This is a genomic window from Streptococcus sp. 596553 (assembly GCF_900411395.1).
Classification (GTDB): domain Bacteria; phylum Bacillota; class Bacilli; order Lactobacillales; family Streptococcaceae; genus Streptococcus; species Streptococcus mitis_BA.
Genome location: NZ_OXCQ01000001.1, coordinates 529,228 through 539,890 on the forward strand (window position 1 = coordinate 529,228; position 10,663 = coordinate 539,890).

Genomic DNA, 10,663 nt, shown 5'->3' on the forward strand with positions numbered 1-10,663 from the left:
TTAAATCCTCTTTTCATATATTGTCTTCCCAGTAACTGCCAAATATAAATCTTCTATGGTATTTACTTTATAGTTAGAGAACAGATTATTATAGTCTCCACAACACTTGACATTACCATTATCTAAAATTATCAAATCACTCGTGAATAACTGCATATCCTCTAATTCATGACTGATAACAATGAATAATTTATCAAGATAATTTTGGGATAAGTACTGATTGAGTTCTTTTTTCTTTTCAAAATCCAACTCTGAAAATGGTTCATCCAAAATTACAATTTTCTTATTCATTACTAATGAAATGAATATTGATAGGGATTTACGCTGTCCACCTGATAAAGATTTCACCTTTTTCTTTAAAATATTAGCAATCTCAAGAAAATTATAGAGCTCCTGATCAAACCGATACGACGAGACCGAAGATTTAAAAAAATTGATTACTTCTGACACTTTCAAATTTTCTAGTATATTAAAATGCTGAGGTTGATAAGCTATTTCTCTATAAAATTGAACCTTTTTATTATAAGTAATACTGCCCTTATAGCTTATATGCCCTGCGATACAATCAATTAAAGTAGATTTTCCTGATCCGTTTTTTCCAAGTAAAAAATACCTCTTACCTTTTTCCAATTCTAGATTTACATCCCTTAAAGCAACTGTGTCTTTGTATGTTTTAATAACATTAGATATAACTAATTTTTCCATTTTATCTCCTATTCTACTGCAAACGCGAAAACTGGCATTTGGGTATTCAAAGAATTCTTAGTCAGACCATAAAATTCAACAAGTGTAATTCCCGCAAAAACTGTTCCTCTAGTTTCTTTTCGAGTAGCTAAAATTGATAACTGATTTTATTTATTGTACAATAAATAAAAACGGATTTAATTTTTGTTGGGAAAATGGGAAATTATGAAATCAAAACTTGGCATCACACTTAGAAAAGTTCGTAAAGGAAAACAAATTAGTCTATGCTCTGTAGCAGATGAACATCTTTCAAAATCTCAAATATCTAGATTCGAACGTGGGGAATCAGAGATATCTTGTATTCGACTTATCAATATTTTAGACAAATTACACATTACTTTAGATGAGTTTCTTGTTTTACATAATGAAGATTATACTAATACTGAATTATTCGCTAATTTGGTTCAATATATTCGTAAGCAATATTCATCACAAAACATCAAAAATATAGCTGCTCTACTTTCTGACTCATCACATTACACTTTAAATTCTTTCGAGAAAACAATGATAAAATCCATTCTACATACAATGGATTTCAGCATTATTCCATCAAATAAAGAATTACTTCAATTGACAGATTATCTCTTTAAAGTTGAAAAATGGGGTTACTATGAAATCACTTTATTAGGTAACTGTGTACGAACAATAAACTACAACTCCTACTTCCTATTAACAAAGGAAATGTTGAACAATTACATCTACTCTTCATTGAATAAAACAAATAAGCGAATTGTCACTCAATTGGCCATCAATTGTCTAATTCTGAGCGTAGATAAGGAAGAATTTTCAAACTGTACTTATCTAATCACCGAAATAAAAGCATTATTAGATAATGAATTAAACTTTTATGAACAGACAGTTTTTCTCTATGCAACTGGTTACTTTGAATTTAAGCGTCATTCAGATAGCGGAATTGAAAAAATGAAACAGGCCATACAAGTGCTTGATATTTTAGGAGAAGACAAGTTAAAATTACACTATACTAGCCATTTCGATAAACTGGTAAACAAAGAATAGATGAAATGATTCTCTACTATTTAACATTTTACAAATCAAGGGTGTCTCCATAAACTCACAACATCTCTAATGATTTTACCCTGATAGCAATAGACAGTTAAAAAGCCCTGAAATAAGCTAAATTTCAAGGCTTTCTTTATATGCTATTGTATCAATTTACTTATTCCGATTTCTGTTGCTACTAGTTTAATTGTCATCCTTCAATACTTTCTAAATCTTTTAACTTCACCGAAACAATTTTTGAGACACCTGATTCTTGCATGGTCACTCCATAGATAGAATCAGCCGCTGCCATGGTTCCCTTACGGTGGGTTACGACGATAAACTGGCTGTCCTTGTCAAATCGATTGAGGTAATCCCCAAAACGTTTTACATTGGCTTCATCCAGCGCAGCTTCCACCTCATCCAAGATGACAAATGGGATAGTCTTAACTCGAATGATAGAGAAAAGCAAAGCTAGAGCCGATAAGGCTTTTTCACCACCACTCATGAGGTTAAGAGACTGGATTTTCTTACCTGGAGGTTGAACAGAAATCTCAACTCCAGATGTTAAAAGGTCGCCCTCAGTCAATATCAAGTCTGCCTGACCTCCGCCAAACATCTGTTTGAAGGTCACTTTAAAGGACTCACGAATAGCTTCAAAGGTTGATTTAAAGCGTTCCTTGACCTCATCATTCATCACAGTAATAGTCTCAAGAAGCAGGTTTTTCGCCGACAAAATGTCATCACGCTGGCTATTTAGGAAATCAAGACGGTTGTGAACTTCTTCGTACTGGTCAATAGCTTCTATATTGACAGGACCCAGTGAGCGAATAGCCTTCTCTAAATCCTGCACCTCTTGCTCTGCCAGATTGAGATTTTCCAATTCATGTGCCTTTTCTAGTGCTTCAGTATAGCTAATCTGATACTGGTCTGTTAATTGGCTTTGTAAATGGCGTAAGCGCTCGCTGACCTTTTCTTTCTTAGCTTCAGCACGTGTTTGCTTGCGAATCCACTCTTCATTCTGTTGGCGAGCCTGGTCCAAATGACTAGCAATATCATCCAGTTGCCCTTCTATATCATCCAACTCAAACTGCTTGCGAATCAAACCTTGTTGGAGATTTGTTTTCTGAATTTTAGCTTCTTCGGCCTGCTGACTGAGCAATTCTGTATCAACCTTCTCAAGATTGTCAACCTTTTCTTGAAGAAGGCGCTGGATTTCCTCTTGCTCGATATCTAAATTGTCCAATTCCTTGCCTAAACGTTCAATATCTGCAACTTCGTAACGTTTTTGTCCTTGCAGTTCTGTCTTAAGCAGGCGAGCTTGCGCTAGCTCTTCCTGCAAGTTTTGATAGCGTTCTTGAATGGCATTTTTGTTAGACTTAATCTCTTCAATCTCAGCTTCCATATTTTGCTTGTCACTTGCGATTGTAGCAAGGCGCTCTTGACATTTTTCCTTATCCGCTTGCCAATCTCCGTCAGAAAGACGATCTAATTCCTCTTCTTGAAGTTTCCAAAGAGTTTCTAACTCTTCAACTTGCTGACTGGTTTGCTGATAAGAGAGGGATAAGCCCTGCTCCTGAATACGAGCCTGCTCTCCTAGAGATTTGATTGCTTCTAATCTTTCTGTCAATCTAGTCATCTCATCTTGCAAGGTCTTCAAAGTCGCCTCTTCTGAACGCAAGCTTGCTTCTTCTTCAGCAATTTCTTTTTGTAATTGCTCCAGTTCTGGCTTGATAAAAATACTGTTGTTCTGGCGATTAGCTCCACCTGCATAGGAACCACCTGTGCGCAACTCTGTGCCGTCCACAGTCACCATACGAACCTGATAACGAACCTGGCGAGCTGCTACACGCGCGTGTTCCACGGTATCAAAAATCGCTGTCGTGGCTAGCAAGTTCTTGAAAATGGCTTCTAGTCTCTTATCAAACGACACTAACTCATCTGCCATGCCAAGGAAGCCTGGACTTGCTGCGATAGCATCTTGATTCTGACTAGAAATCGTACGAGCCTTAATAGTGGTCAAAGGAAGGAAGGTCGCGCGACCAGCTCTATTACGTTTTAGGAAATCAATGGCCTTGGTCGCCGCGTTTTCATCTTCTACGATGATATGCTGACTGCTGGCTCCAAGCGCAATCTCTAGGGCAGTTTGATAATGCACATCAAAGGTCAGGTGCTCACTAACAGCACCAATAATCCCACCAAGGCTGGCTTTTTCTTGGAGAACACTCTTAACACCTGCATAAAAGTTACTATGATTTCTCAGGATATTTTCCAAACTCTGAGCTCTCGCCTGCTTGTTTTTGAGATTATCCAGACGGTCAAAGAGTTGACTTTGTTGAACTTGATAGGAAGCTTTCTGCTCCTCTTGCTCCTTGGCACAGACCTGGTAATCTGCCAATAATTTCTGAACTTGCTCCTTGGCTGTTTCAAGCTCAGCATTTTGCTGCCTAGCCTTCTCTCTAGCTGTAGCCAGTTGTTCTTTCAGCTTTTCTAGTTGATCTGCTTGCTTTTGAGAAAGCTGACGGCTATTTTCCAACTCATTCTCGATGCGGGTCAGTTGATTTGAGACATCCGCTTCTTCTTGTAGAAGGGCCACAAAGCGTTCACGCAAAAGCTCAATCATCTGATCAGGATCATCTGAAAAAGCTAGCAATTCAGCTTCTAAACGATTAAGTTTTTGATTATTTTGGACTAGATTTTCTTCTAAGAGAGCTAAAGAACTTTCTTTATCAGATTTTTCTTTGCTGAGTGAACTTTGCTTCTCCTCCAAAGCAGCCAAACGGGCTTGTGCTTCCTGTTGATTCAGGGCTACTTGCTCAGATTCCAGTTTCGATAAGGCTAATTTTCTCTCTAAATCACTAATCAGACTGGTCAAATCCATCAAACTGCCTTGGTCTTTGGCCATTTCAGCCTGTAAATCTTGGCGTTGCTTTTTAAGAGTTTGATTTTCTTCTTCTAATTTTTCTCTCTTTTGGTAATAGCTCGTCAAGAGTTCCTGAACCTGAGCCAACTCTTCTTCTGTCAACTCTAATTCAGCCTTATTTTCCTTGATTTGAGCAACCAGCACGTCTAAATAAATAGCCTTGCGTTGACCTTCCAAGTCTAAAAACTTACGGGCATTCTCAGCTTGCTTCTCAAGAGGCTTGATTTGATTATCCAACTCGTAAATAATATCCTCTAAGCGGTCTAGATTATCCTGAGTTTGCTGCAGTTTGCTCTCAGTTTCTTTTCTGCGAGTCTTGTATTTTAAAACTCCAGCAGCTTCTTCAAAAATAGCTCGGCGTTCCTCAGGCTTGGAGTTGAAAATCTCCTCAACCTTCCCTTGGGAAATAATGGAGAAGGAGTCTCGTCCCAAACCTGTATCCAAAAAGAGGTCATGAATATCACGCAGACGGACTTTCTTGCCGTCAATCTTGTATTCGCTATCTCCGCTACGGTAGATATGGCGTTCTACCCTGATTTCTTGACCTGCATCCTTGATAAATCCGTCATGATTATCCAGAGTCACAACTACAGAAGCATAATTGAGCGGTTTGCGACTTTCTGTTCCAGCAAAGATGACATCCGGCATCTTGCCCCCACGGAGGCTCTTAACACTTGACTCCCCCAAGGCCCAACGCAGACTTTCTGTAATATTGGACTTTCCAGATCCATTGGGTCCAACGACTGCCGTCACACCTTGGTCAAAAACGACCTTGGTCTTGTCAGCAAAAGACTTGAATCCCTGAATTTCAATTTCCTTTAAATACATGAATCCAGCCCTTTCTCAACGGCATTTTTGGCAGCTTCCTGCTCTGCTAGTTTCTTAGAACGACCTTGACCTTGACCAATACTCTTACCTTCAACCAGAACTTCTACATCAAAGACCTTATCGTGGGCAGGACCCGTTTCAGAAATCACCTGATAACGAATAGCCACATCGCCATTGACCTGAAGTAACTCTTGGAGATGGGTTTTGTAATCTGTAATCATCTCAAATTCGCCTGCTTCAACCTTAGGAATCATGACTTGGTAGATAAATTCCTTGACCTTGGCCACATCCTTGTCCAAAAGGAGAGCACCAAGAAAGGCTTCGAAGGCATCACCAAGAATGGTGTCACGATTGCGTCCACCAGACTTTTCTTCCCCTTTACCAAGTTTGATAAACTGATCAAACTGGCAATCACGCGCAAAACCAGCCAAACTTTCCTCGCGGACAATCATAGCACGAAGTTTGGACAAATCCCCCTCAGGCTTTTTAGGATATTTTTTATACAAATATTCTGAAATCAATAACTGTAGAACAGCGTCTCCTAAAAATTCCAAGCGTTCATTGTGTGAAATTTTTAAGAGGCGGTGCTCATTGGCATAACTCGTATGAGTAAAGGCAGTCTCCAGTAAATTTTTGTCTGCAAATTCGATTGCAAAATGGTTCTTTAGTACAGTTTGTAATTCTTTCATACCAACCTCTTTCTAACTGATAACAGTCCTTTTTATTATATCAAAAAAAGCCTCCTGAGTCACTCTAAAACGGGAGAAAACAAGTGACCCAAGGGAACTTATCGACTACTATTAAAATGGGAAAATATTAGAATAAGGGGTGCAAGTTATTTACTTTAAGTTACCAGCCAAGTGGAATCGTTTCAAACTGACAACCCAATCGGCGTAATTCATTTTGACGGGCCTCATAGTAGGGGAGGGAAATGCCTATGATAGTCACATGAGGCAGGTCTTGTAAGTGGAGACTGACTGATGAAGTAAAATGGTAGACCTGAACAAACTCGTATTCTTGAAAAAGATGGGCTAGGACATCTTCAAAGATTAAATCTGTAGCCAAGTAAGTTACATCTGGAATATGGAAGGTTTCCTTGGGATGGGGGAGATAGAGGTCAATTGCCAAAGCCTTAGCATAGGTACTGATAAAACGGATGGAGATTTGGTCATCCTCCTCAGAGAACTTTTGTCCCAGCAGGACCTTGACCGTCTTACCATTTGAGACGGGTGCTTGTGGCAGGTCAAAAAAATGCTCCAGATAAACAAGCTTTTCTCTAGCTACGATATGGTAGTCACTGCGATAGAGGGTATAGTGCTTTTCCGTCCGCTCAATCAAGTCATCTCTGGTCAAGCCCAAAGAGCCTACCTGACTAGGATGGAGAGGGCAAGCATACATGCCCAAGGGGTAAATATCCGCATAGCCATCATCAAAACTCATGAGATGCTGGTAGGAGGAACTAGCAACCAAGTCCAGAATCAAGCTATTGTCAAAACTAGCATAAAAGATAGTGTCATAGTCTCCCGCCAGTTCCTGACAAATCTGAGTCAAGTCCTCTACGTTCTGAGGATAGTAAACATGGTCAAAATCCTTAGCATAATGCTCCTGACGGGCATTTTTGACAGAACTGACATAAAGACTGACAAAGTCCTGATCAGGATAAAATCCCTTGATATGATGGGCAATTTTAGCCTGTAAGGGCGTTGTAGCAATGATGAGGTGTTTCATCTCTTTGATTCTCCTAGGTGGTGATGTTGTAGCAAGGTCTCAACGACTTCAAAATCCAAGGCATCGTCGATATCATAAGAATAGAGTTTAGGCATTTCATAGGCTACTGTCTTATCTGTGTAAAAGGTCTCATCTCGTAGGTAACGATCCTTGCGAGAAATCCAGATACTACCGTTGGGATAGTAATAGACAGGCTCTTTCTGCCGAGCATAGTGCTTGGACACCTGAGGCGGACGGATAAAAGGTGACTCCTCTAACTGCAAGAAAAGACTACGACTCTTGTCCGCCTTAACACAGGAAATCAAATGGTCGGCGCCAGACTGACAGTAGAGGTGATAGGACTCGACGAGGTGCTCCACCTCTCTCAAGGGTGAGGTCACCTGTAGATTCACAAAGATCTGCTCTTCCTCAAAGGGCTGTAAAAAGTCTCGCAAGCTTTCTAAGCTAGAGGTTGTTGACAAGGCCAATTCTTTTGGTCTGTGGACACAACGAATCTCTGGATAGGCTTGACGACAAAGTTCCAGATAGGCTAGTGAGTCTGAAGAAACCCAGATATCACTAAATAGCTTGGAGGCTAGAGCGACTTCTATGGTGTAGAAAACCAAAGGTTTTCCTACAAGTGGTTTGATATTTTTATCCACTAAGCCGCGTGAACCCGAACGGATCAAAATGACGGCTATGGGTTTAGATTGTGCTTTCATATAGTCTTCCTAGAATTGAGATAAACAGGGCAGATAGGGTAGTGATGATGCTATTTAACCAAGGATTGGGGTTGGCAAATAAACCACTGTAATAATAGAGAAACAAGGCTCCTAAACTAAAGAACAGATAGATTTTGGCTAGTTGTAAACTCGGTCTTTTGAGGAGTAAAACCAAGAGATACAAACCACCTATCACGCCTAGTGTCAGCCCCATAAAGCCGTTAATCCATTCGTAGATGGAGTAGATTTCTGCATTCATGAGTAAGAGGCAGAGGAACCAAGACAAACCTGCTAAGGCAAAGGATAGGATACTTGGCGACCAGCGAATCTTTGACCAAGCAAAATCCAACTTCAAGCAGGTCACAATTGCATTCATACTGGATGAAACTGTGGATTGGCCTGCTGTCAAGAGAGCTAGCATGATGAAACTGCCAAACCAAGGTGATAGACATTCCTGAACATAGGCAATGAGAACAGGATTGGGCGATGTGGTGGCAAAATTTTCCTGACGAATCAAGCGACCAATCAGATACAGTAAACTGGCAATCCCAAAGGACAAGAGTCCCTGTAGCCATAAGATTTTTCCAATCTTTTGGCGCCCCATTTTGCTATTAAAACGTTGGACAATATCCTGTGAGGAAACGTAGGAAAACAAGCTACTAAAACCTGCTCCTACAACTAAGATCAAGACCGTCTTCCCATCCAGCGTCTCTGCAAAGTGAAATATCTGTTGACTGCTATTCATGACTAAACCAGATTGGGCAATTCTTGGTAGAAAGAGAGCTAATATAGCCAGCAGGACCAAGCCCTGAAAGAAGTCCGTCCACAGCACAACCAAGAGACCACCCCTTGCCAGATAATAGACCGTCAAAAGAAGGAGTAGACCTGACAAGACCAGCTGATTGAGAGGGATAAAGGGCGCTAAGGCCTGAGACAACAAGTAGGTCACCACTGCTATTCGCCCCAACTGATAGAGGATGAAGAGTCCTGAAGCCAGTGAACGAATGCTAGGAGATTGAAACTTGTCCTCTAAAAGATGATAAGCTGTCTCGTAGTTTCCCTTTTGATAGAGGGGCAGAAAATAGCGATGAGCTAGTGGAATGGCTAGAAAAATCCCGCACTGGGCAAACCAGAGATAGGATCTACCTGTATAGGCATTCCCCACCAGAGTCAGAAAGGAAATGGGGCTGAGCAAGGTGGCAAAGACTGAGAAGCCCAAAACTGTCACTGGAACAGCTTTCTTAACCTGATAATAGTCCCCCTCACTCCCTTTTTGCCGATAGGCAATCCAGGAAATCAAGCAGAAATAGAGCAATAGGATAGCTAGAATTCCCAACATCCTAGAAATTCCTATCTAGTAATTTTCGGTATATTTGAGCTACTGTCTCTAGTGAATAGTGAGATGCTAGGGCGATATTTTCTGCATTTGATTTACAAAAATCCACTTGTTCCATTTCTTCTATCTTTTCTATTAACTCTTCCTTTGTTCTAAATAAGGTGATTGCACTGGATTGTTCTGCATAGAAACGATGAGCAATGTCCACATCTGATAACAAAGCTAGCAAGCCATGACTCAAAGCTTCTACACAGGCATTTGCAAACAATTCAGTGTAACTGGCTGATAGATAGCATTGATGTAGATTATAAGGAACATTATCTACCACTCCTCTTAGATGAATTGTGGGAGGGATATCATACTGATTACGAAGTTCTTGTATTCTTGTTTCCGATCCACCATAAAATGTAATCTCAACATTTGAACCCTTTTTATACAACTCAATAAATGCTTCAATAACTAGTCCAACATTTTTTATTTCCCCCATATGCCCCACCAAGCAATAGTCTCGTATTGGGCCTATATGTCTTAATTCTCCTAACTTTTCTGAAAACATAGGAGCTAAGAATGTGGAATGATAGCCCTTTGTTTGTAATGATTCTGTTAATTTCTCACTAGCCACAAGATACTTATTTTTTTTCCTTAAATTAGCATGTGACATATTCATTAAAACATTTGAATGAATCACTTCATAGTAATTCTTACCCGTGTTTTCCATATATCTCCATAGACTAGGCTTTGGTATACTTTGTTGATCGCGAATAATTAAGTCTGTATCCTGAGCTATATCAACCAAAAATTTGACAAGTAAATCTTCTTCAGAGTAAATAACTCCATCTTTTCTAAAAATATATTCAGGATAAAATAAAGAAACAGGAGAAGGTTCTTTGAATGGATTGATAAAACGCCCTTCAAGTGCTAGATTTCCATCTTTATGAAACCAGCGTAATTCTTTTGCCTTAAAATCTTCAAAAAGGAAAGGGCCACTTGTATAATAGTAACGACCCGAGCCATCTCCTAACGTAAGAGAAGAGACAAAACCATCTGCAGTGAGTTCAACCGTATCACTATCTGATAAATTGAGAGTTTCAGGCTTAACCGATAAGGAATCATGTCCTATATCAGAAAAACTATGAGGAACACAGATTAGTTCTTTTTCTAAAAATCCTAGCTTTTTTAAAACCACCTTCCAGTCAGGTCTAACTTGTGGGTTTGTCAGAATATGGAGATAATCTACTCCCAGATATCTTGCGATACGCGCTCGATAAAACTGGGTACTTTCAAAACCATATCGCTGTATTTTTGTAAAAGAATGCAGTGTAATAATTCTTGACATATTTCCCTCTCTTATTTTCAGTATAAAAATTGAAAAATCTCCTCTCACAAAAAGGAGAAAAGATTTTC

General features: G+C 39.7%; 8 protein-coding genes. 1 reads left to right on the forward strand and 7 read right to left on the reverse strand.

Going from position 1 to position 10,663, the window contains the following annotated elements; all coding sequences use genetic code 11:
• Positions 1-705 (reverse strand): ATP-binding cassette domain-containing protein, encoded by a 705-nt coding sequence (locus tag DSY56_RS02700; protein WP_049511725.1) that lies wholly within the window; start codon positions 703-705, stop codon positions 1-3.
• Positions 706-909: 204 nt separating this feature from the next.
• Between DSY56_RS02700 and DSY56_RS02705 the strand changes: the two genes are divergently transcribed.
• Positions 910-1,761, forward strand: a complete 852-nt coding sequence (locus DSY56_RS02705; RefSeq protein ID WP_112443760.1) for a helix-turn-helix domain-containing protein — start codon at positions 910-912, stop codon at positions 1,759-1,761.
• A 193-nt stretch (positions 1,762-1,954) separates the two neighbouring features.
• Here DSY56_RS02705 and smc read toward each other — a convergent pair whose 3' ends face one another.
• The 6 genes from smc to DSY56_RS02735 all read right to left on the reverse strand — a co-directional run bounded on the left by smc (position 1,955) and on the right by DSY56_RS02735 (position 10,595).
• Positions 1,955-5,494 (reverse strand): chromosome segregation protein SMC, encoded by a 3,540-nt coding sequence (gene smc / locus DSY56_RS02710; protein WP_112443761.1) that lies wholly within the window; start codon positions 5,492-5,494, stop codon positions 1,955-1,957.
• A complete protein-coding gene (gene rnc, locus DSY56_RS02715; protein ID WP_000661487.1) occupies positions 5,485-6,183 on the reverse strand; it encodes a ribonuclease III in 699 nt (232 codons plus the stop codon). Before rnc ends, smc begins: the two co-directional genes overlap by 10 nt.
• Before the next feature lie 160 nt (positions 6,184-6,343).
• The gene (locus DSY56_RS02720; RefSeq protein ID WP_112443762.1) at positions 6,344-7,222 is read right to left on the reverse strand and encodes a glycosyltransferase family 52; all 879 of its coding nucleotides are present in this window, start codon (positions 7,220-7,222) and stop codon (positions 6,344-6,346) included.
• Entirely contained in the window at positions 7,219-7,923 is a 705-nt protein-coding gene (locus tag DSY56_RS02725) for an acylneuraminate cytidylyltransferase family protein (RefSeq protein WP_112443763.1), read from the reverse strand. Before DSY56_RS02725 ends, DSY56_RS02720 begins: the two co-directional genes overlap by 4 nt.
• Positions 7,907-9,262, reverse strand: coding sequence for a sodium:solute symporter family transporter (locus DSY56_RS02730; RefSeq protein ID WP_112443764.1), 1,356 nt, complete (start codon positions 9,260-9,262; stop codon positions 7,907-7,909). The genes DSY56_RS02725 and DSY56_RS02730 overlap by 17 nt, the downstream gene beginning before the upstream one ends.
• A 1-nt stretch (position 9,263) precedes the next feature.
• Complete coding sequence (locus tag DSY56_RS02735) at positions 9,264-10,595, reverse strand: glycosyltransferase (RefSeq protein WP_112443765.1); 1,332 nt, start codon at positions 10,593-10,595, stop codon at positions 9,264-9,266.
• Positions 10,596-10,663: the final 68 nt, after the last annotated feature.

Coding starts and splice junctions, on each gene's coding strand:
- DSY56_RS02700 (WP_049511725.1), bottom strand. CDS start 705: ATGGAAAAATTAGTTATATCTAATGTTATTAAAACATACAAAGACACA.
- DSY56_RS02705 (WP_112443760.1), top strand. CDS start 910: ATGAAATCAAAACTTGGCATCACACTTAGAAAAGTTCGTAAAGGAAAA.
- smc (WP_112443761.1), bottom strand. CDS start 5,494: ATGTATTTAAAGGAAATTGAAATTCAGGGATTCAAGTCTTTTGCTGAC.
- rnc (WP_000661487.1), bottom strand. CDS start 6,183: ATGAAAGAATTACAAACTGTACTAAAGAACCATTTTGCAATCGAATTT.
- DSY56_RS02720 (WP_112443762.1), bottom strand. CDS start 7,222: ATGAAACACCTCATCATTGCTACAACGCCCTTACAGGCTAAAATTGCC.
- DSY56_RS02725 (WP_112443763.1), bottom strand. CDS start 7,923: ATGAAAGCACAATCTAAACCCATAGCCGTCATTTTGATCCGTTCGGGT.
- DSY56_RS02730 (WP_112443764.1), bottom strand. CDS start 9,262: ATGTTGGGAATTCTAGCTATCCTATTGCTCTATTTCTGCTTGATTTCC.
- DSY56_RS02735 (WP_112443765.1), bottom strand. CDS start 10,595: ATGTCAAGAATTATTACACTGCATTCTTTTACAAAAATACAGCGATAT.